This is a genomic window from Pseudomonas azerbaijanoccidentalis (genome assembly GCF_019145495.1).
Taxonomy (GTDB): domain Bacteria; phylum Pseudomonadota; class Gammaproteobacteria; order Pseudomonadales; family Pseudomonadaceae; genus Aquipseudomonas; species Aquipseudomonas azerbaijanoccidentalis.
In genome coordinates this window covers 1-21,090 of the sequence record NZ_JAHSTU010000002.1, presented here as the reverse complement: position 1 = coordinate 21,090, position 21,090 = coordinate 1, and the positions used below count along the sequence as shown (strand labels likewise).

Below are 21,090 nucleotides of genomic sequence, written 5' to 3'. Positions count from 1 at the left end.
CCGGATAGAGGCGGGTTAATACGCTTGAAATCCAATCATCATACGATATGACTATTAGCAGCACGGCTACACCGCTCCATGGCTTTCAAAGAACGCTCAAAAAAATAACAAGGAGTCAGCTTATGAATCGTCGTCATGCCATCCGAACCCTGTGCTGTGCCGCTCTGGCGGTTTCGGCGGTCAGCCTGAGCAGCACGCTGCTGGCGGCTGAAGAGGTGAAAATCGGTTTCCTGGTCAAGCAAGCGGAAGAGCCCTGGTTCCAGACGGAATGGGCGTTCGCCGAAAAGGCCGGCAAAGAGAAGGGTTTCACCCTGATCAAGATTGCCGTGCCGGACGGCGAGAAAACTTTGTCTGCCATCGACAGCCTGGCCGCCAACGGCGCCAAGGGCTTCGTGATCTGCCCACCGGACGTGTCCCTCGGCCCTGCAATCATGGCCAAGGCCAAGCTCAACGGCCTCAAAGTGATCGCCGTGGATGACCGTTTCGTCGATGCCAACGGCAAGTTCATGGAAGACGTGCCGTACCTCGGCATGGCTGCTTTTGAAGTGGGCCAGAAGCAGGGCAGCGCCATGGCCACCGAGGCGAAAAAACGCGGTTGGGACTGGAAAGACACCTACGCGGTGATCAACACCTACAACGAACTCGACACCGGCAAGAAACGCACCGACGGTTCGGTCAAAGCGTTGGAAGACGCTGGCATGCCGAAAGACCACATCCTGTTCTCGGCCCTCAAGACGCTTGACGTGCCAGGCAGCATGGACGCCACCAACTCGGCGCTGGTGAAACTGCCAGGCGCGGCGAAAAACCTGATCATCGGCGGCATGAACGACAACACCGTGCTCGGCGGCGTGCGTGCCACGGAAGCGGCGGGCTTCGCTGCGGCGAACGTGATCGGTATCGGCATCAACGGCACCGACGCCATCGGCGAACTGAAAAAACCCAACAGCGGTTTCTTCGGATCGATGTTGCCGAGCCCGCACATCGAGGGCTACAACACCGCCAGCATGATGTACGAGTGGGTCACCACCGGCAAAGAGCCGCCGAAATACACCGCCATGGATGACGTGACGCTGATCACCCGCGACAACTTCAAGCAGGAACTGGAAAAAATCGGCCTGTGGAACTGAAGGCCGGTTGATTTCATCGGCAGCCCCGGCAACGGGGTTGCCTGATCTGTGTGATGAGGTGGTTATGCACGCGCAAACACAAGTACAACAACATCCGGCAGGCGGCAGCTTGCGCTTCAATGGCATCGGCAAGACCTTTCCCGGTGTGAAGGCGCTGGACGGCATCAGCTTCGTCGCCCATCCGGGACAGGTTCACGCGTTGATGGGCGAGAACGGCGCCGGCAAATCGACGCTGCTGAAAATCCTCGGCGGCGCCTACATCCCGAGCAGCGGCGACCTGCAGATCGGTGAGCAGACGATGGCGTTCAAATCCACCGCCGACAGCATCGGCAGTGGGGTCGCGGTGATCCACCAGGAGCTGCATCTGGTGCCGGAAATGACCGTGGCGGAAAACCTGTTTCTCGGCCATTTGCCGGCCAGTTTCGGCCTGATCAATCGCGGCACTTTGCGTCAACAGGCGCTGGCGTGTCTCAAGGGTCTGGCTGACGAAATCGATCCGCAGGAGAAGGTCGGGCGCCTGTCCCTCGGTCAACGGCAATTGGTGGAAATCGCCAAGGCCTTGTCCCGTGGCGCCCATGTGATTGCCTTCGATGAACCCACCAGCAGCCTCTCGGCACGGGAGATCGATCGCTTGATGGCGATCATCGGCCGTCTGCGTGACGAAGGCAAAGTGGTGCTGTACGTCTCCCATCGCATGGAAGAAGTGTTCCGCATCTGCAACGCGGTGACGGTGTTCAAGGACGGCCGCTACGTGCGAACTTTCGAAGACATGAGCGAGCTGACCCACGATCAATTGGTCACGTGCATGGTCGGTCGCGATATCCAGGACATCTACGATTATCGCTCGCGCCCGCGTGGCGCGGTGGCATTGAAAGTCGACCGACTGCTCGGGCCTGGCCTTCGCGAACCGGTGAGTTTCGAGGCGCACAAGGGCGAGATTCTCGGGTTGTTCGGTCTGGTCGGCGCGGGGCGTACGGAGCTGTTTCGCTTGCTCAGCGGTCTGGAGCGTAACAGCGCCGGACGCCTTGAACTGCGCGGCCATGAGCTGAAATTGCGCTCGCCGCGCGATGCGATTTCGGCCGGGATTCTGCTGTGTCCCGAAGACCGCAAGAAAGAGGGCATCCTGCCGCTGGCGAGTGTTGCCGAAAACATCAATATCAGCGCCCGTGGCGCGCATTCCACTTTCGGTTGCCTGCTGCGTGGCCTGTGGGAAAAGGGCAACGCCGATAAGCAGATCAAGGCACTCAAGGTAAAAACACCGCACGCCGGGCAACAGATCAAGTTTCTGTCCGGAGGCAACCAGCAGAAGGCCATTCTCGGTCGCTGGCTGTCGATGCCGATGAAAGTTTTGCTGCTCGATGAGCCGACCCGCGGTATCGACATCGGCGCCAAGGCCGAGATCTATCAGATCATCCACAACCTGGCGGCGGACGGCATCGCGGTGATCGTGGTGTCCAGCGACTTGATGGAAGTGATGGGTATTTCCGACCGCATCCTGGTGCTGTGCGAAGGCGCGCTGCGTGGCGAACTGAGCCGCGAACAGGCCAATGAATCCAACCTGCTGCAACTGGCTTTGCCGCGCCAACGCGCTGACGGCGTGGCGAACTGAGAGGTGACTATGATGACAACCCAAAACGAAACCCTGCCGACCGCGCGCAAACCACTGGACCTGCGGCGCTTTCTCGATGACTGGGTGATGCTGCTGGCGGCTGTCGGCATCTTTGTGGCCTGCACTTTGCTGATCGATAACTTCCTTTCGCCACTGAACATGCGCGGTTTGGGCCTGGCCATTTCGACGACCGGCATCGCTGCGTGCACCATGTTGTATTGCCTGGCGTCCGGGCATTTCGACTTGTCGGTGGGTTCGGTGATTGCCTGCGCCGGGGTGGTCGCGGCGGTGGTGATGCGCGATACCGACAGCGTGTTTCTCGGTGTCGGCGCGGCGTTGGTGATGGGGCTGATCGTTGGTCTGATCAACGGCATTGTGATTGCCAAGTTGCGGGTCAATGCGTTGATCACGACGTTGGCGACCATGCAGATCGTTCGCGGTCTGGCGTACATCATTGCCAACGGCAAAGCGGTGGGCGTGTCGCAGGAATCGTTCTTCGTGTTCGGCAACGGCCAGTTGTTCGGTGTGCCGGTGCCGATCCTGATCACCATCGTCTGCTTCCTGTTCTTCGGCTGGCTGCTGAACTACACGACCTACGGCCGCAACACCATGGCCATCGGCGGTAACCAGGAAGCGGCACTGCTGGCCGGGGTGAACGTCGACCGGACCAAGATCATCATCTTCGCCGTGCACGGCGTGATCGGCGCACTGGCCGGGGTGATCCTCGCTTCACGCATGACCTCCGGCCAGCCAATGATCGGCCAGGGTTTCGAGCTGACGGTGATCTCGGCTTGCGTGCTCGGCGGCGTATCGCTCAGTGGCGGGATCGGCATGATCAGGCATGTGATTGCCGGGGTGCTGATTCTGGCGATCATCGAGAATGCGATGAACCTGAAGAACATCGACACGTTTTACCAGTACGTGATTCGTGGATCGATTTTGCTGTTGGCGGTGGTGATCGACCGCTTGAAACAGCGCTGACACCCATTACACCTGTGGGAGCCAGCCTGCTGGCGATGGCGGACTTTCAGCCAACTTAAATGTTGGATGTGCCGGCCTCATCGCCAGCAGGCTAGCTCCCACAGTTAGTTTTTTGTTGTATGGATATTCCGGGTTCGCCGCAAATCCCCTGTGGGAGCCAGCCTGCTGGCGATAGACCGCGCAGCGGTCACGGCTTTTTTGCCATCCCTTCCGTCACTTCCCTTAAAAATCCCTTGCCCGTTCTGACCTGTTTCGGTTATCACTTTGTACATGATTAGACAGGTTCGATTTGACAAGAAACAACGGGTGGTCGACGAACTCATCCGGCGCATTGAAAGCGGCCTTCTGGAGGACGGTTATCAGTTGCCGGGCGAGCATCAGTTGGCTCAAGAATTCAAAGTCAGCCGAGGCACTTTGCGTGAAGCCCTGGCCGAATTGAAACGGCGCAATTACATCGCGACGCAAAGCGGGGTGGGCTCGATCGTCACGTTTGATGGCGTGGTGCTGGACCAGCGCAGCGGCTGGGCCCAAGCCCTGGCCGACAGCGGGGCGCTGGTCAATACCGAAGTGCTGCGGCTGGAGGCGGTGACCCGCCCAGACCTGCTGTCGCGGTTCGGTACCGACCAGTTCATCAGCCTCGACCGTCGCCGCCGTTCCAATGACGGCACGCTGGTTTCCCTTGAACGCTCACTGATGCCCGCCACCGGAGGCCTGGAAAGCCTGCCGCGCGTGGGGCTGATCGATAACTCTCTGACCATCACCCTGGCCGCCTATGGCTACATCGGTGAGCGTGGCGATCAATGGATCGGCGCCGAGCCGCTGAATGAACAGGATGCCCAACTGCTGGGGCGCCCGGTCGGCACGGTCTTCCTCAAGGCCTTGCGTACGACGTACGACCGGCAAAACCGTTTCATGGAGCAAGTGGAAAGCTTGCTGGACCCTGTGCATTTCCGCCTGCACCTGCAATTTGGAACTTCGAAATGACTGCGCTCAATCGTGCCTTGGGCGCGTTCTATGGCTTGGCCTTGGGCGATGCCCTGGGCATGCCGACCCAATCGTTGAGCCGCGTGGAAATCCAGGCGCGCTTCGGCGAAATCACCCACCTGGAAGATGCCGGCCCTGACCAACCGATCGCCGCCAACATGCCCAAAGGCTCAATCACCGACGACACCGAACAGGCCATTCTGGTCGGCCAGTTGTTGATTGATGGCGAAGGCAAGATTGAACCGGCGGTGCTCGCCCAGCGCCTGATCGAATGGGAAGCCGAGATGCAGGCCAAGGGCTCGCAGGATCTGCTGGGTCCTTCGACCAAGCGCGCCATCGAAATGATCCTCGCCGGCCATTCACCGGAAGAGGCCGGGCGCTACGGCACCACCAACGGCGCGGCGATGCGCATCACGCCGGTCGGGATTGCGGCGAATGTCGCCGACCCGCAGCGTTTCATTGAAGCGGTTGTGCAGGCCTGCCAGGTCACGCACAACACCACACTGGGGATATCCAGTGCGGCGGCAGTGGCGGCGGTGGTGTCCGCCGGGATCAACGGCATGGACCTGGGCGAGGCGTTGAACCTCGGCCAGCAAATCGCCCAACAAGCGGAAAGCCACGGCCACTGGGTCGCCGGCGGACGCATTGCCTCGCGCATCAGTTGGGCAAGAAGCATCAGCGTCGACCGTGACAACGAGCTGCTCGCCGATTTGCTGTACGACGTGATCGGCACGTCAGTGGCCTCTCAGGAATCGGTGGTGGTGTCCTTTGCTTTGGCTCAGCAAGTGGCCATCGGTGAGATGAACGCCTTCGACGCACTGTGCATGGCCGCCAGCCTCGGCGGCGACACCGACACCATCGCGGCGATTCTCGGCGCGATGCTCGGGGCTTGCCTGGGTCTTGAGAGCTGGCCTGTGGAGATGATCGACACGGTCAAGGCTGTCAATGATCTGGAGCTTGAGCCGTTGGTGACAGGGCTTCTCTACCTGCGCTGAAACACGGATACAACCTGTGTAGGAGCTGCCGAAGGCTGCGATCTTTTGATCTTGGCGGCCTTGTTATCGCTGAAAATCAAGATCAAAAGATCGCAGCCTTCGGCAGCTCCTACCTCGCCCACAAACACAAAAATGGCAACAGGAGCATTCCTCATGAGTTCATCGAACGCCGGGCAGAACGCCGGGCAACTGGAAACCCGCGGCATCGAACCGGTGCCGGAATCCGAGTGCAATGGTCATCCGTTGCAACTATTCTGGGTCTGGTTCGCCGCCAACATTTCCATCCTCGGCCTGCCGCTGGGCGCGACCCTCGTGGCGTTTCGCGGGTTGGCGATCTGGCAGGCAATCATTGTCGCGATCCTCGGGGCTGCCGGTTCATTCGCGGTGGTCGGGATCATCTCCATTGCCGGTCGTCGTGGCCGCGCACCGAGTCTGACGCTGTCGCGAGCCATTTTCGGTGTACGCGGCAATATCGGTCCGACCCTGGTGTCGTTGATGTCGCGTCTGGGCTGGGAAACCGTCAACACCACCACCGCCGCATTCGTGCTGCTGTCGTTGTGTTCGATCCTGTTCGGCTCGCCCGTGGAAGCCAAAAGCGCGCCGTTGCTGACGCTGGTGTTCATCGCGATTTTCGTGCTGTTGACCTTGTCGGTGTCGGGCCTCGGCCATGCCACGTTGCTGGTGATTCAGAAGTGGGCGACCTACGTGTTCGGCGCGCTGAACATTCTGGTTGGCGGTTTCCTCTGCGCCACCATCGACTGGAGTGCGGTGTTCAACGCCACGCCGGCACCGATGAGTGCAATGATCATCGGCATCGGCACCATAGCGGCCGGCACCGGGATTGGCTGGGCCAACGCCGGTGCGGACATGTCGCGCTATCAGCATCGCAGCGTCAAAGCCGTACGCCTGGTGGCGTCGGCGGCGTTCGGTGCGGGGATTCCGCTGGTGTTGCTGATCACCCTCGGCGGCCTGCTTTCGGTGGGCAATAACGACTTGGCCCAGGCGACTGATCCGATCATCGCGATCCGCGACATGCTGCCGACCTGGATGGCCGTGCCGTACCTGATCACTGCGTTTGGTGGCTTGCTGCTGTCGAACAACCTGTCGGTGTACTCCGCCGGTTTGACCACGTTGACCCTCGGCCTCAAGGTCAAGCGCGTCTACGCGGTGGTGGTCGACATCGTTGCAATCTTCGCCGGTTCGATCTACTTCATGCTGATCGCCGACAGTTTTTACGGCCCGTTCATCACCTTTATTTCCTTGCTGGCCGTGCCGATCACGGCGTGGGTCGGGATCTTCGTGGTCGACTTGATTCACCGTCACTACTACAGCCCCAAGGACTTGCTGGACGTCAGCCCGAGCAGCGCCTACTGGTATCGCGGCGGCGTGGAGTGGCGTGCATTCGGCGCGTGGGCCATCGCCATCGTGTTGGGTTTCAGCTTCACTACCATTGGCACCACGGCAGAAAACGTTTGGTTCAAAGGCTTCCTGTCCGACTCGTGGCTGGGGCATAACGGCCTCGGCTGGATCGTGACCTTTGTGGTGGCTGGCGGGATTTACTTGTTACTCGGCGGGGCGAAGGATCGTCGCGCTGCGTTGAGCGAGAATGCGCATGCCTAAGATGTTGCACACCGGCCAGGTCATCATCGACCTGGTCATGGCCGTGGATAAATTGCCGCAAGCCGGGGGCGACGTACTGGCGCAGTCCGCCAGTTTCGAAGCCGGTGGTGGCTTCAATGTCATGGCTGCCGCCCAGCGCAACGGTTTGCCGGTGGTGTACCTCGGTCGCCATGGCACCGGGCGTTTCGGCGACCTGGCCCGCGACGCGATGAACGCGGAAGGTATCCGTATCGGCATCACTGAGCGTGCCGAACGCGATACCGGATTGTGCGTGGCGATCACGGACGCCTCGGCCGAGCGCAGCTTCGTTTCCTACATCGGCGCCGAGGGTGAATTGAGTGCCGAGGACCTGGCCAGCGTTCCGGCCGAGGCGGGGGATTATGTTTACGTCAGCGGCTACAGCCTGCTGCACGTCGGTAAAGCGCAGCCGCTGGTGGACTGGGTGCTGACGCTACCGGAAGCGGTCAGGGTGGTGTTCGATCCGGGGCCACTGGTGGACTCGCCGGATGCACCGCTGATGCAGGCGCTGCTGCCGCGCATCGACGTGTGGACCAGCAACAGCGTTGAAGCGCTGAAGATTACCGGTGCGACCGATATTGCAGAGGCTCTGGATCGGCTGGTCGGTTATCTCCCGCGCGAGGTGCTGATGGTAGTGCGCGACGGGCCGCAGGGTTGCTGGATCAGCCAGGGTTCAGAGCGCAGGCATGTGCCGGGGTTCAAGGTCGACGCGGTGGACAGCAACGGTGCCGGCGATGCTCATGCCGGTGTGTTCGTGGCGGGGTTGGCGCAGGGATTGTCGGCGTTTGACGCCGCGCGCCGGGCCAATGCGGCCGCGGCACTGGCGGTGACCCGGTGGGGGCCGGCGACTTCGCCGGGCACCGCTGAGGTGGATGAGTTGATCAGCAAGTCATTTAGTCAATGAACTGACGCTATCGCGGGCAAGCCCGCTCCCACAGGGTCCTAGAGTGTTCACAATTTTTGTGTTCACCATTGCACCTTGTGGGAGCGGACTTGCCCGCGATGAGGCCCTCAGATTCGATAAAGGATTTGTGCGCTAGCCTGCCCTGCGCATCGACGGGTCAGGCATCCAGTTTGCGTGCAGCCTCAACGCCGGCGGCGCTGAGTTTGATCGGCAGGTTCAGCGAGTGTTCGCCAGCTTCGTTGCACTGCACATTGCCGTGCTGAATCAAGCCGCGCTCCTGCAATGTGGCGAGGGTGCTGGCCACGACTTTCTCCCCCCGGTAATTGTCCAGGACCTCCTTGCCCAAACCACTGGGATGGGCGTGCAGCAGGCGGGTCAGGACTTCTTTTTCCAGGTTTTTATCGACGTTCATGGTTACCTCTTCATGGCGATGGGTAGGTCTTGCGGCGAACTTACTGGCTCGCGCCACCTTCGGAGCCTGAGCCACCGGTGGTGGTTTTCGAGCCGACGCCGGGGCCGGCGTTATCGGGTGATTTGGTGTCGGGCATGTTCAGACCGCCCTGGCGGCCCATGTCATTACCCTGGGTCCGAGGGTCGGTGCCGGTTGACGGCGGCAGGCTGCTATCGACGCCTGTGCCGTTGGTGTTCATGCCGGGGGCGCTCTGAATGGCGGGGGCTTTAGGGCTTTCGACCGGGTTGGTCGGGCCGGTGCCGGACGCGGTGGTCGCGGCGAGGGCGAGCGGGGACAGGAGGGCAGCGAAGGCGAGGGCGGTCAGCCTGGACGTGATCATGGTGGTGTCTCCATTGATTTAGAGTCCTTACCTGATGTTGGTCCGCCCCCGTTTCGAATTGGTGCCTGATGAACGACGAACGGTTCAGGCTCGCTGCAAGGCCCTGGCGGCTGTGATTCGACGCCAGAGCAAACGCCCGACCGTGATCAGCCAGTTGAACGCTGCGACGGCCAGCACCGTCAGCAGCAATGTCGCCATACCATGCTCGACAATGATTTTCCCGGCGAGCAGCGGAAAGCCGAATACGCCGATGAAGTACGAAAGGCTGAACAACAGCAACGATTGCGCGGTGGTGCCGCTCGGTGCTTCGTTGGCGGCCAGGCCGTTGATAACCGAATAGGTCAGCCCGTAACCGACGCCGAGCATCACCGCCGCGAGGACGTAGCTGAAGCCGCCGTCGACGACAAAACCGAACATCACGATCGAGGCCATCATCACCCCGGACAGCAGGCACGACGCCCGCAGCGGATCGCGCTTGACGACGAAGCCGGCAATCAGCATGCGGCTGCTGATGGCAGCGCTCATGAAGCCGAGAAAGAACAGCGAATAATCCAGTGAGCGCGCGGCCGCATAACTGGTCTGAAAACTCGACAGACCTCCGAAAACGCAACCGCCCAAGCCGACCATGACGATCGGAAACGCAGCTTTGGACGACAGCACTTGCGCCGCTGCGCCCCAGGAAATTCGCGACACGGCGGTCGACTCGACGGCGGCTTTTTTCAAGTGCCGATCCAGTCGCCAGAACAGCAATACCCCCAGCAAACTTGCCAGCGCCGCCAGATAAAACGCCGCCGTCACCGGATAGCCCAACGCACTTGCTGCGCGTCCCAGTAAAGGACCGCTGCCGATGCCGGTCATCATGCTGCCCGACAGCAAGGCAAAATATTTGGCACGTTGCGCGGGGGCAACCAGGCTGGCCACGATGATCGGCCCCAGGGTGTAGAAAACACCCCAACCCAAACCCAGCAACAGGCCGAAAAACAACAACAGGTGGCCGAAGCCCGGCGTCATGGCGAAGCCCAGGCTGGCTGCCACCAGCAGGACACCGAACAGCGCAACCGACCGCGCCGCGCCGAGCAGGTCGGACAAGTGACCTGAGACAATGACCGCCACGAATGTACTGAGCATCGCCGCCGAAATCACACTGCCGGCATCGTGCTCATTGCCGCCCCTTGAGCCGATCAACAATGACAGTAAAAAAGTCGAGCCATACGACAACGACAGCAAATAGCTGGCGAGACAGAACAGGCCGAACAACTTGCTTGAAACGGGAGGTGTTGCGGTAGACATGACGCGGTTCCTTGACCAGATAAATGAGCGGCTCATCTATCTAACCACGCAAGCCCTTGATGTTAGGTCCGAGGTTACCGATGCCAGGATCAGCAACGAGCGGAGTAAAACCGTGTAGCAGCTGGCGAAGCCTGCATTCGGCTGCGCAGCAGTCGTGAAATCAGACGATGCGGTGTGTCAGGAAAACCGCGAGTGCCGGTTTCACGACTGCTGCGCTGCCGAACGCAGACTTCGCCAGCAGCTACATATTCGGTATGACTAAAGCCCCGTGCCGTCTTAGTATGGCGTTTTCAACCTCTGACAAGGCACGTCCATGACGATCGAAATCCGCCCGGCGACTCCCAGTGATGCGCCGCAAATCCTCGCGTTCATCACTGAACTGGCCGACTACGAACGTGCCCGCCATGAAGTCATTGCCAGCGTCGCCGACATCGAGCGCAGCCTGTTCAGTGAAGGCGCAACGGCCCACGGCCTGATCTGCCTGCGCGAGGGCTTGCCGATCGGCTTCGCGGTGTTCTTCTTCAGTTATTCGACGTGGCTGGGCAGCAATTGCCTGTACCTCGAAGACCTGTACATCACCCCGGAACAGCGCGGTGGGGGTGCCGGCAAGACCCTGCTGCGGCATCTGGCAAAAATCGCCTGCGCCAATGACTGCGGGCGGTTCGAGTGGAGCGTGCTGGAGTGGAACACCTCGGCCATCGACTTCTACAAATCCTTGGGTGCGCAGCCGCAGGAGGAATGGGTGAGGTATCGGATGGATGGCGCCGTGCTTCGGGATTTTGCTGCGGGTAACTGACGCTTCTTAAAAGATCGCAGCCTTCGGCAGTTCCTACATTGGAAAGCGTTCCCTGTAGGAGCTGCCGAAGGCTGCGATCTTTTTTTCACGTCATCTCATAATATGGGATTGATATTTATATATTGAGATATTCCAGCGCTAGGGTTTATAGTCCCGCTCACTCACTGCCAAAAAACAAAACAGGTGAAGCGATGCTGGCGCAATTGATCGCGCTCGATTGGGGGACAACCTCATTACGTGCCTACAAACTTGCCGAAGGTGGCCAGGTTCTCGAACAGCGCTCGCTGTCGTCGGGGATCATGCAGTTGCCCAAGGCGCCGCGAATCATCAACGGTCGCGAATGCACCGACGGATTTGAACTGGCTTTCGACGAGGCCTGCGGCGACTGGCTCGACGCTCAGCCAGGTTTGCCGGTGATTGCCTGCGGCATGGTCGGCAGCGCCCAGGGCTGGCGCGAAGCGGCCTACTGCGATACCCCGGCGAACGTCGCCAATCTCGGAACTTCCCTCCAAACCGTGCGCAGTCTGCGCGGCGTCGATGTACACATCGTGCCGGGTGTGATCCAACGTTCGCGCTTGCCGAACGTGATGCGCGGCGAAGAAACCCAGGTGCTCGGTGTTCTGCAAAACCTGCCGGCCGAGGCGGGCGCCGACCTGCTGATCGGCCTGCCGGGCAGCCATTCGAAATGGGTGGAAGTGACCGATGGCTGCATCGTGCATTTCGATACCTTCATGACCGGCGAAGTCTTCGCCGTACTCAGCGAACACAGCATTCTGGGGCGTACCCAGCAACGCGGCGGTTCGTTTGATGGCGAGGCGTTTGATCGTGGCGTCCAGGTCGCGTTGTCGGCAGACGGTGAGATCGGCGTGCTGTCGACCCTGTTCAGCGCCCGTAGCCTGGGGTTGACCGGTGAGCTGAGCGGCACGGCGCAACCGGACTACCTGTCCGGCCTGCTGATCGGCCATGAGTTGTCGGCCCTGGCCACCGTTCAGCGTCGGCGGCGCAACAGCGTTCATCTGCCGGCGATCATCCTCATCGGCAATACCCAACTCTGCACCCGTTACAGCCGAGCCCTCGACGCTTGCGGCTTTGCCCGCGTGACCCTGGCCGAGCAAGCCACCGAGCGTGGGTTGTGGCAACTGGCGCTGGCCGCCGGCCTGATCCGGCCCAACCTCATCCGTTAAACCTGACTGGAGTCCTGACATGCTCAAACAAGCACTGGCGCAAAACGGTCTGATCGCGATCCTGCGCGGCCTGCATCCGCAAGAAGCGGCCGCCATCGGGGAAGTCCTGTACGCCGCCGGGTTCCGTGTTATCGAAGTCCCGCTCAACTCTCCTGTGCCCTACGAAAGCATCCGCATCCTGCGCGATACCTTGCCCGCCGATTGCCTGATCGGCGCGGGTACGGTGCTGACCCCGGAACAGGTCGAGCAGGTGAAAGCGGCGGGCGGCCAGGTGATCGTCATGCCTCACAGCGACCCCAAAGTCCTGCGCGCCGCGAAGGCCGCCGGGCTGTACTTGTCACCCGGTGTGGCGACACCGACCGAAGCATTCGCGGCACTGGCTGAAGGCGCCGATGTGCTGAAGATGTTTCCGGCCGAGCAGATGGGACCGGCCGTCGTCAAAGCCTGGCTCGCGGTACTGCCGGCGGGAACGGTACTGGTGCCGGTTGGCGGGATCACCCCGGACAACATGCAGGTGTTTATCGAGGCGGGCGTCAAAGGTTTCGGCCTCGGCTCCGGTCTGTTCAAACCGGGCATGACACCGGAGCAAGTGGCGGCCAATGCCAAGGCCTACGTCGCTGCCTGGAAAGCCCTTCGCTAAGACTTTTTTGGCGCTGCGAGCGCTGCATCTAACAAGAGAGACAAAAGATGAAAATCACCAAACTGACCACCTTCATCGTTCCGCCGCGCTGGTGCTTCCTCAAGGTTGAAACCGACGAGGGTGTCACCGGTTGGGGCGAGCCCGTCGTTGAAGGCCGCGCCCACACCGTGGCTGCTGCCGTTGAAGAATTGTCCGACTACCTGATCGGCAAAGACCCGCGCAACATCGAAGACATCTGGACTGTGCTCTATCGCGGCGGTTTCTACCGTGGCGGTGCGATCCACATGAGCGCCCTGGCCGGTATCGACCAGGCCTTGTGGGACATCAAGGGCAAGGCGCTGGGCGTGTCGGTCAGCGACCTGTTGGGTGGTCAGGTGCGGGACAAGATTCGCGTGTATTCGTGGATCGGCGGCGACCGTCCGGCAGACACTGCGCGGGCGGCGAAAGAAGCGGTCAGCCGTGGTTTCACGGCGGTGAAAATGAACGGCACCGAAGAGCTGCAGTTCCTCGACAGCTTTGAAAAAGTCGACCTGGCCCTGGCTAACGTCGCCGCCGTGCGTGACGCGGTCGGCCCGAACGTCGGCATCGGCGTGGACTTCCATGGCCGGGTGCACAAGCCCATGGCCAAGGTGCTGATGAAGGAACTCGACCCGTACAAGCTGATGTTCATCGAAGAGCCGGTGCTCAGCGAAAACTACGAAGCGCTGAAAGAACTCGCGCCGCTGACCAGCACGCCGATTGCTCTGGGTGAGCGGCTGTTCTCGCGCTGGGACTTCAAGCGTGTGCTCAGCGAAGGCTACGTCGACATCATCCAGCCGGATGCGTCCCACGCGGGCGGCATCACCGAAACCCGCAAGATCGCCAACATGGCCGAAGCCTACGACGTGGCGCTGGCGCTGCATTGCCCGCTGGGCCCGATTGCGCTGGCGGCGTGTCTGCAACTGGACGCGGTTTGCTACAACGCGTTCATCCAGGAACAGAGCCTGGGTATCCACTACAACGAGAGCAACGACTTGCTCGACTACGTCAAAGATCCACGGGTGTTCGACTACGACAAAGGCTTCGTGAAGATCCCCAACGGTCCGGGCCTGGGCATCGAGATCAACGAGGAATACGTGATCGAACGCGCCGCCGTCGGCCACCGCTGGCGCAACCCGATCTGGCGTCATGCCGATGGCAGTTTTGCCGAGTGGTGAGACCCGTCTGACCCTGCACAAATCCCTGTGGGAGCTGGCTTGCCAGCGATAGCGTCCTGTCAGTCACATCATTATTGAATGTGTCGCCGTCATCGCTGGCAAGCCAGCTCCCACAGGGGTTGGCGCCAGTTATTAAATTGACCTCAATAAACATAAAAAGAGGCACTCCCCCATGCAACCGCAAACCCTCACCGGGCAGGCGTCGTTGGCGGCGCCCAGCCGCAAGCGTTTTTTCATCATGGTGCTGCTGTTCATCACCGTGGTGATCAACTATCTGGACCGCAGCAACCTGTCGATTGCCGCCCCGGCACTCACCAGCGACCTGGGCATCGATCCGATCCACGTCGGCCTGATTTTCTCGGCCTTCGGCTGGACCTACGCCGCCATGCAGATTCCCGGTGGATGGCTGGTGGACCGGGTGCCGCCGCGCATTCTCTATACCGCTGCATTGCTCCTGTGGTCGATTGCCACGGTCATGCTCGGCTTCGCCGGCAGTTTCATCGCGCTGTTCGTGTTGCGCATGGCGGTTGGTGCCCTCGAAGCGCCGGCGTATCCGATCAACAGCCGCGTGGTCACCACCTGGTTCCCTGAGCGCGAGCGGGCCACGGCCATCGGTTTCTACACGTCCGGGCAGTTTGTCGGCCTGGCGTTCCTGACGCCGGTACTGGCCTGGCTGCAGCACGAATTCGGCTGGCACATGGTGTTCGTCGCCACGGGCGCGGTGGGGATCATTTGGGCGGCAATCTGGTACGCGGTGTATCGCGAGCCACGGGATTTCAAAGGCGCCAACGAGGCTGAAATCGAGCTGATTCGCGAGGGCGGCGGGCTGGTGGATATCCAGTCTGAGCAGGCCAAGGTCAAAGCCAAATTCAGCTGGACCGACCTGGGCATTGTCCTCACCAAGCGCAAACTCTGGGGCATCTACCTCGGCCAGTTCTGCCTCAACTCGACGCTGTGGTTTTTCCTGACGTGGTTCCCGACCTACCTGGTGAAATACCGCGGCATGGACTTCATCAAGTCCGGGTTGTTGGCGTCGCTGCCGTTTCTCGCGGCGTTCGTCGGCGTGCTGTGCTCCGGTTTCTTCTCGGACTTCTTGATCCGTCGCGGTTACTCGGTAGGGTTCGCCCGCAAGTTGCCGATCATCAGCGGACTGCTGATTTCCACATCGATCATCGGCGCCAACTTTGTTGAATCGACGCCGTTGGTGATTGCATTCCTCGCGCTGGCGTTTTTCGGTAACGGGTTGGCCTCGATCACTTGGTCGCTGGTGTCGACGCTGGCGCCGGCGCGGTTGCTCGGGCTGACCGGCGGGGTGTTCAACTTCATCGGCAACCTGTCGGCCATCGCCACGCCAATCGTGATCGGCTTCCTCGCCAGCGGTGATTCCTTCGCCCCGGCGATTACCTACATCTCGGTGCTGGCGTTGATCGGTGCGCTGTCCTACATCTTGCTGGTGGGCAAGGTCGAGCGTATCAAGTTGTAGTCGTGGCATCCGGGCGACCATAATGCCGCCCGTTCACTCGCTCAACGGTAAAGGCTGGATATGCAGGAAGACGCCCCAAAAGTCGCCAAGGACGCCGCACCGACCGGCACTCAGACACTGCTTCGCGGTCTGGGTGTGGTTCAGGCTGTGGCCAGCGGTGCCCGCGATCTCAAGGAAATCGCCCGGTTGATCGGCACCACGCGCAGCACCACCCATCGTCTGGCCAGTTGCCTGGTGGATGAGCGTTATCTGCGCGTGGTGCCGCAAGTGGGTTATCTGTTGGGGCCGAAGTTGATCGAGCTGGGGTTTCAGGCGCGCGAAGAACTGCCGCTGGTGACCCTGGCCGGGCCGTATCTGGATGAGCTGTCGGCGTTGACCGGCGACACCATTCACTTGGCGATCCGTGAAGGCGATGAGGTGCTGTACCTGCACAAGAATCCGGGGCGCAATGGTCCGGAAATGCGTTCGCGGGTCGGCCATCGCATGCCGTTGGCGCGCACCGGGATCGGCAAGGCGCTGATGCTCGATGACTCGCCGCAAGAGTGGCAACGACTGTACGAAGTCAGCCTGCCGGCGGGTGGGAAAAACCAGTTCTGGCCGCAGCACCCGGAGCAATCCTGGGAGCAGTTTCAGCAGCGCATGATCGAGTACGTGGCCGGCGGTTACGCCTTCGATCTGGAAGACAACGAACCGTCGATCCGTTGCGTGGCGGCGCCGATCCGTGATGCCAGCAAACGCATCGTCGCCGGCATCAGCATCGCCAGCACCGTGCCCTACATGCCGCTGGAAAAAATGGCCGAGCTGATTCCCCTGATCAAAGGGGTCACAGCCCGGCTGTCGGCGGAGCTTGGCCTCAAGGTTTAAACCTTGAGGGTCGCCATGTCGATGACGAAGCGGTACTTCACGTCACCGGCAATCATGCGGGCGTAAGCTTCGTTGATCTGGCGGATGTCGAGCATCTCGATGTCGCAGGTGATGTTGTGCTCGGCGCAGAAATCCAGCACTTCCTGGGTTTCGGCGATGCCGCCGATCAGCGAGCCTGCCAACACGCGGCGACCCAACACCAGTTTGCCGGCATGCAGGGGCGGCTCCACCGGTTCGATCAAGCCCACCAGGATGTGCACGCCGTCGAAGCGCAGGGTGTCGAGGTAGGGGTTGAGGTCGTGCTGCACCGGAATGGTGTCGAGCAGGAAGTCGAAACGGCCTGCGGCTGCCTTCATCTGTTCGGCATCGGTGGAGACGATGACGTGATCCGCGCCCTGACGACGGCCTTCCTCAGCCTTGCTCGCCGAGCGGGTGAACAGCGTCACTTCAGCGCCCATCGCCTTGGCAAACTTGATGCCCATGTGGCCCAGTCCACCCATGCCGAGAATCCCGACCTTGTCGCCGGCTTTCACACCGTAGTGCTTGAGCGGCGAGTAGGTGGTGATGCCGGCGCAAAGAATCGGCGCGGCGTTGGCCGGATCGAGTTTTTCGGGGATGCGCACCACAAAGTGCTCGCTGACCACGATGCTGTCGGAGTAACCGCCCATGGTGTTGCTGCCATCCACACGGTCATGGGTCGCGTAGGTCATGGTCGGACCTTCGAGGCAGTATTGCTCCAGATCCGCCTGGCAGGCTGCGCAACTGCGGCAGGAGTCGACCATGCAGCCAACGCCGACCAGATCGCCGACTTTGTGTTGGGTGACGTTCGCACCAATGGCGGTAACTTTTCCGACGATCTCATGGCCGGGCATCAATGGGTAAACGGCAATGCCCCATTCGTTGCGGGCCTGATGGATGTCGGAGTGGCAGACGCCGCAGTAGAGAATTTTGATCGCTACGTCGTCGGGTCGTGGGCTGCGGCGTTCGAATTTCACGGGGGCGAGGGGCGTGGTGGCCGACTGGGCGGCATATCCGATGGCGGTGTACATGGTGAACCTCGCAAGAGCGGTGACGGGTGAGGTGGCGCATTCTGGGCGCCGAAACCTGCGCCGAAAATGACGATTCCTCCGGGTGTCATGCCTAATCCTCCGGCATGCGGGGGGCAGCCGTCGTTTTGGCCGGTGGATCTGCGATGATGCTTTCATCCCTTTTTCCGCGACTTTTTTGTGAAGAACTCCGATGTTGTTGACCCGTCACCTTGATGCCAATGCCACGCTGGTTTCGCTGATCGAACCGTTGTCGACGCGCGACGGTTTCGTCCCCACCGCGTTGCCAGGCGTGCAGGTTTTGCGTGCCACGCGTGATGTGGCCCGTGGGCCGCAGATTTACGAACCGAGCCTGGTGATCATCGCCCAAGGCAGCAAACTCGCGTATCTGGGGCCTCGCACCCTGGAATACGGCGCCGGGCACTATCTGATACAGGCACTGCCGGTGCCGTTCGAATGTGAAACCTTTGCCGGACCGGACGGGCCGATGTTGGGTGTTTCCGTGGCCATCGATCGGGTGATGCTGGGGGAGTTGGTGATGGCGATGGGGTTGGCGTCGGGCCGTCATATTCCGGCACAAACGCCGGAGTCCATGACTTCGGCGGTGCTCGACGATGCTATGCGTGGGTGTGTCGAGCGGCTGCTGCGTTGCCTGCACGATCCGCTGGAGTGCCAGATCATGGGGCAAGCGCGATTACGCGAATTGTTGTTCGTCGCCTTGCGTGGTCCGCAGGCCGATGTGTTGCGGGCGCTGGTTGAGCAGCAAGGGCAATTCGCGCGGATCGCCGCTTCCCTCAGCCATCTGCACGCGCACTACACCGAGCCGCTGAACGTCGAGACCCTGGCCAGTTGCGCGAACATGAGTGCGTCGACGTTCCACGAACATTTCAAGCGCAGCACCTTGTTGTCGCCGGTGCAGTATCTGAAGCGATTGCGTTTGCTCAGGGCGCAGCAGTTGTTGGTGGGCGAGGGGTTGGGTGTGGCGCAGGTGGCGCATCGGGTGGGGTATCAGAGCACGTCGCAGTTCAGTCGTGAGTACAAGCGCTACTTTGAACGTAATCCCGGGGATGAGCGGGCTGCTTGAGACAACACAATCCCTGTGGGAGCGGGCTTGCCTGCGATTGCGGTGGGTCAGTCGACTTTAATGTTGGATGATAGACCGTCATCGCGGGCAAGCCCGCTCCCACAAAGTCTTGTGTTGACGCTTGAATTTCGGGCAACAAAAAGGCCCCCGTTTTGGGAGCCTTGATGTTCAGCGGTTCGGCTTACATATTCGGGTAAGTCGGGCCGCCAGCGCCTTCCGGCGTCACCCAGGTGATGTTCTGTGCAGGGTCCTTGATGTCGCAGGTCTTGCAGTGAACGCAGTTCTGGGCGTTGATCTGGAAGCGCTTCTCGCCGTCTTCCTTGGTGATCACTTCGTACACGCCGGCCGGGCAGTAGCGCTGGGCTGGCTCATCGTACAGCGGCAGGTTCTTGCTGATCGGGATGCTCGGATCGGTCAGCTTGAGGTGGCACGGCTGCTCTTCTTCGTGGTTGGTGCCGGAGATGAACACCGAGCTCAATTTGTCGAAGCTGATCTTGCCGTCCGGTTTCGGGTAGTCGATCTTCTTGCAGTCGGCCGCGAGCTTCAGGCAAGCGTAATCCGGCTTGGTGTCGTGCAGGGTGAACGGCAGTTTGCCGCCGAAGATGTTCTGGTCCAGCCAGTTGAAACCACCGCCGACGATGGCGCCGAACTTGTGGATCGCCGGGCCGAAGTTACGGCTGGCGAACAGTTCTTCGTGCAGCCAGCTGTTCTTGAAGGCGTCGACGTAGCTGGTCAGTTCTTCGCTGCCATCCTTGTCGGCGAACAGCGCGTCAGCCACCGATTCCGCCGCGAGCATGCCGGACTTCATTGCCGTGTGGCTGCCTTTGATCTTGGCGAAGTTCAGGGTGCCGAGGTCGCAACCGATCAGTGCGCCGCCCTTGAAGACCATTTTCGGCAGCGAATTGAGGCCACCTTTGCAGATCGCGCGTGCGCCGTAGCTGATGCGCTTGCCGCCTTCCAGGTACTGCTTGAGCACCGGGTGATGCTTGAGGCGCTGGAACTCATCGAACGGCGACAGGTACGTGTTGCTGTACGACAGATCGACGATCAGGCCGACGACAACCTGGTTGTTCTCCAGGTGGTAGAGGAACGAGCCACCGGTGTTTTCGGTGCCCATGATGTCCATCGGCCAACCGGCGGTGTGCACCACCAGGCCTGGCTGATGCTTGGCCGGGTCGATTTCCCAGATTTCTTTCAGGCCGATGCCGTAGTGCTGCACGTCGGAATCGTTGTCGAGGTTGAAGCGCTTGATCAGCTGCTTGCCGATGTGGCCGCGGCAACCTTCGGCGAACAGCGTGTATTTGCCACGCAGTTCCATGCCTGGGGTGTACAAGCCTTCTTTCGGATTGCCTTCGCGGTCAACGCCCAGGTCGCCGGTGATGATCCCGCGCACGATGCCGTTTTCGTCGAACAGCGCTTCCTGGGCGGCGAAGCCCGGGTAGATTTCCACGCCCAGGTTCTCGGCCTGTTGGGCCAGCCAGCGGCACAGGTTGCCCAGGGAAATGATGTAGTTGCCTTCGTTGTGCATGGTCTTGGGCACAAAGAAGTCAGGGATTTTCTGCGCGCTTTCAGCGTTCTTGAGAACGAAGATATCGTCGCGGGTGACGGGCGTGTTCAGCGGCGCGCCGAGTTCTTTCCAGTCCGGGAACAGTTCGTTCAGGGCGCGTGGTTCAAACACGGCACCGGACAGGATGTGAGCACCGACTTCGGAGCCTTTTTCGACCACGCAGACGCTGATTTCCTTACCGGCTTCAGCGGCCTTCTGCTTCAAGCGGCAGGCGGCGGAAAGACCAGCGGGGCCGGCACCGACGATGACCACGTCGAATTCCATGTATTCGCGTTCCACAGGCTATCTCCTACTCAAGGCTCAACAGTTTTTTTCTAATTTTGGAGGTTAGGTGTCGCATCCTTGAATCCCGGCGTAAGGTCGGGAGAGGACAATCGAGTGACCACCTTTCTCTTTGGGTGGCGCATTATATCTACACCACTGTCAGGGTCCAATACAAACGTTTGTTTGAATTGGCTCAAACCCAGAGAAATCAAAGTCACGCGGCTTATGAACGGCTATTTTGCCGTATTGACCGGAATAGGTGTTCCGGTCAAGATACGGTCGGTTTTGCGCTCGCCGTAGGCTGACTGTTGGTTTCAAGAGCACCTCTAAAGACAGGGCGATGGCAGTAGAAGGTGATGCGCCGCGCGGATTTGGCGCGCAGTTTACACGCCGCGATATTGAATGACTCATCAGTCACCACTGACGAACGGTCATCTTCATCGTGAGCGACGCTCACTTGACACGTTTGCCGGCGTTTTTGGAGGTGCCCTTGCGCCCGATGAGCATCAACCGCCAGGTTCGCCTAGGCGACTTTCTTTTCACCGGAGAGTAACGAGGAATCCATGAAGGTTCTTGTAGCTGTCAAACGCGTTGTGGATTACAACGTTAAGGTTCGCGTCAAGGCGGACAATTCCGGCGTCGATCTT

At 60.6% G+C, this 21,090-nt stretch carries 19 protein-coding genes and 1 pseudogene; 15 read left to right on the top strand and 5 right to left on the bottom strand.

The features are described from left to right. Positions 1–122 precede the first annotated feature (122 nt). The 7 genes from KVG88_RS06590 to KVG88_RS06560 all read left to right on the top strand — a co-directional run bounded on the left by KVG88_RS06590 (position 123) and on the right by KVG88_RS06560 (position 8,238). Complete coding sequence (locus KVG88_RS06590) at positions 123–1,127, top strand: substrate-binding domain-containing protein (protein WP_150704467.1); 1,005 nt, start codon at positions 123–125, stop codon at positions 1,125–1,127. Between the two features lie 64 nt (positions 1,128–1,191). After that, positions 1,192–2,736 (top strand): L-arabinose ABC transporter ATP-binding protein AraG, encoded by a 1,545-nt coding sequence (araG, locus tag KVG88_RS06585; RefSeq protein ID WP_150704466.1) that lies wholly within the window; start codon positions 1,192–1,194, stop codon positions 2,734–2,736. A gap of 12 nt (positions 2,737–2,748) precedes the next feature. Next, positions 2,749–3,717 carry an L-arabinose ABC transporter permease AraH gene (gene araH, locus KVG88_RS06580; protein WP_150704465.1) on the top strand — a complete coding sequence of 323 codons (969 nt, stop codon included), beginning with the start codon at positions 2,749–2,751 and terminating at the stop codon, positions 3,715–3,717. Between the two features lie 270 nt (positions 3,718–3,987). Next, the gene (locus KVG88_RS06575) at positions 3,988–4,701 is read left to right on the top strand and encodes a GntR family transcriptional regulator (protein ID WP_150704464.1); all 714 of its coding nucleotides are present in this window, start codon (positions 3,988–3,990) and stop codon (positions 4,699–4,701) included. Continuing rightward, a complete protein-coding gene (locus tag KVG88_RS06570; protein WP_217870906.1) occupies positions 4,698–5,696 on the top strand; it encodes an ADP-ribosylglycohydrolase family protein in 999 nt (332 codons plus the stop codon). The genes KVG88_RS06575 and KVG88_RS06570 overlap by 4 nt, the downstream gene beginning before the upstream one ends. A 153-nt stretch (positions 5,697–5,849) precedes the next feature. Further along, positions 5,850–7,316 carry a purine-cytosine permease family protein gene (locus tag KVG88_RS06565; protein WP_217870905.1) on the top strand — a complete coding sequence of 489 codons (1,467 nt, stop codon included), beginning with the start codon at positions 5,850–5,852 and terminating at the stop codon, positions 7,314–7,316. Further along, positions 7,309–8,238 carry a PfkB family carbohydrate kinase gene (locus KVG88_RS06560; RefSeq protein ID WP_217870904.1) on the top strand — a complete coding sequence of 310 codons (930 nt, stop codon included), beginning with the start codon at positions 7,309–7,311 and terminating at the stop codon, positions 8,236–8,238. The genes KVG88_RS06565 and KVG88_RS06560 overlap by 8 nt, the downstream gene beginning before the upstream one ends. A gap of 157 nt (positions 8,239–8,395) precedes the next feature. On the opposite strand, the gene KVG88_RS06555 is transcribed toward KVG88_RS06560, so the two are convergent. From KVG88_RS06555 to KVG88_RS06545, 3 genes are all read right to left on the bottom strand, one after another. Beyond that, on the bottom strand, positions 8,396–8,650 hold the full coding sequence (locus tag KVG88_RS06555; RefSeq protein ID WP_075947394.1) for a hypothetical protein: 255 nt from the start codon (positions 8,648–8,650) through the stop codon (positions 8,396–8,398). Between the two features lie 40 nt (positions 8,651–8,690). After that, entirely contained in the window at positions 8,691–9,029 is a 339-nt protein-coding gene (locus KVG88_RS06550) for a hypothetical protein (protein WP_217870903.1), read from the bottom strand. 84 nt (positions 9,030–9,113) lie between these two features. Next, positions 9,114–10,319, bottom strand: a complete 1,206-nt coding sequence (locus KVG88_RS06545) for an MFS transporter (RefSeq protein ID WP_217870902.1) — start codon at positions 10,317–10,319, stop codon at positions 9,114–9,116. 313 nt (positions 10,320–10,632) lie between these two features. On the opposite strand from KVG88_RS06545, the gene KVG88_RS06540 reads away from it, so the two are divergent. The 6 genes from KVG88_RS06540 (at position 10,633) to KVG88_RS06515 (ending at position 16,482) form a co-directional block, all read left to right on the top strand. Further along, entirely contained in the window at positions 10,633–11,115 is a 483-nt protein-coding gene (locus tag KVG88_RS06540; protein WP_217870901.1) for a GNAT family N-acetyltransferase, read from the top strand. A gap of 191 nt (positions 11,116–11,306) precedes the next feature. Beyond that, the gene (locus KVG88_RS06535; protein WP_217870900.1) at positions 11,307–12,299 is read left to right on the top strand and encodes a 2-dehydro-3-deoxygalactonokinase; all 993 of its coding nucleotides are present in this window, start codon (positions 11,307–11,309) and stop codon (positions 12,297–12,299) included. Between the two features lie 19 nt (positions 12,300–12,318). Next, positions 12,319–12,939 (top strand): 2-dehydro-3-deoxy-6-phosphogalactonate aldolase, encoded by a 621-nt coding sequence (locus tag KVG88_RS06530; RefSeq protein WP_150704456.1) that lies wholly within the window; start codon positions 12,319–12,321, stop codon positions 12,937–12,939. Between the two features lie 47 nt (positions 12,940–12,986). Beyond that, the gene (gene dgoD / locus KVG88_RS06525) at positions 12,987–14,135 is read left to right on the top strand and encodes a galactonate dehydratase (protein WP_007903915.1); all 1,149 of its coding nucleotides are present in this window, start codon (positions 12,987–12,989) and stop codon (positions 14,133–14,135) included. Positions 14,136–14,307: 172 nt separating this feature from the next. Then, the gene (locus KVG88_RS06520) at positions 14,308–15,618 is read left to right on the top strand and encodes an MFS transporter (protein ID WP_075947389.1); all 1,311 of its coding nucleotides are present in this window, start codon (positions 14,308–14,310) and stop codon (positions 15,616–15,618) included. A gap of 60 nt (positions 15,619–15,678) precedes the next feature. Then, entirely contained in the window at positions 15,679–16,482 is an 804-nt protein-coding gene (locus tag KVG88_RS06515; RefSeq protein ID WP_150704454.1) for an IclR family transcriptional regulator, read from the top strand. Here the strand turns inward: KVG88_RS06515 and KVG88_RS06510 are convergent. Next, complete coding sequence (locus KVG88_RS06510; protein ID WP_217870899.1) at positions 16,479–17,531, bottom strand: NAD(P)-dependent alcohol dehydrogenase; 1,053 nt, start codon at positions 17,529–17,531, stop codon at positions 16,479–16,481. The two genes, KVG88_RS06515 and KVG88_RS06510, sit on opposite strands and share 4 nt — an antisense overlap. A gap of 190 nt (positions 17,532–17,721) precedes the next feature. On the opposite strand from KVG88_RS06510, the gene KVG88_RS06505 reads away from it, so the two are divergent. Beyond that, complete coding sequence (locus tag KVG88_RS06505) at positions 17,722–18,612, top strand: AraC family transcriptional regulator (protein WP_217870898.1); 891 nt, start codon at positions 17,722–17,724, stop codon at positions 18,610–18,612. 181 nt (positions 18,613–18,793) lie between these two features. On the opposite strand, the gene KVG88_RS06500 is transcribed toward KVG88_RS06505, so the two are convergent. Next, the gene (locus tag KVG88_RS06500; protein ID WP_150704451.1) at positions 18,794–20,458 is read right to left on the bottom strand and encodes an electron transfer flavoprotein-ubiquinone oxidoreductase; all 1,665 of its coding nucleotides are present in this window, start codon (positions 20,456–20,458) and stop codon (positions 18,794–18,796) included. A gap of 548 nt (positions 20,459–21,006) precedes the next feature. On the opposite strand from KVG88_RS06500, the pseudogene KVG88_RS06495 reads away from it, so the two are divergent. Then, positions 21,007–21,090, top strand: a pseudogene (locus tag KVG88_RS06495) (electron transfer flavoprotein subunit beta/FixA family protein); the annotation flags it as partial.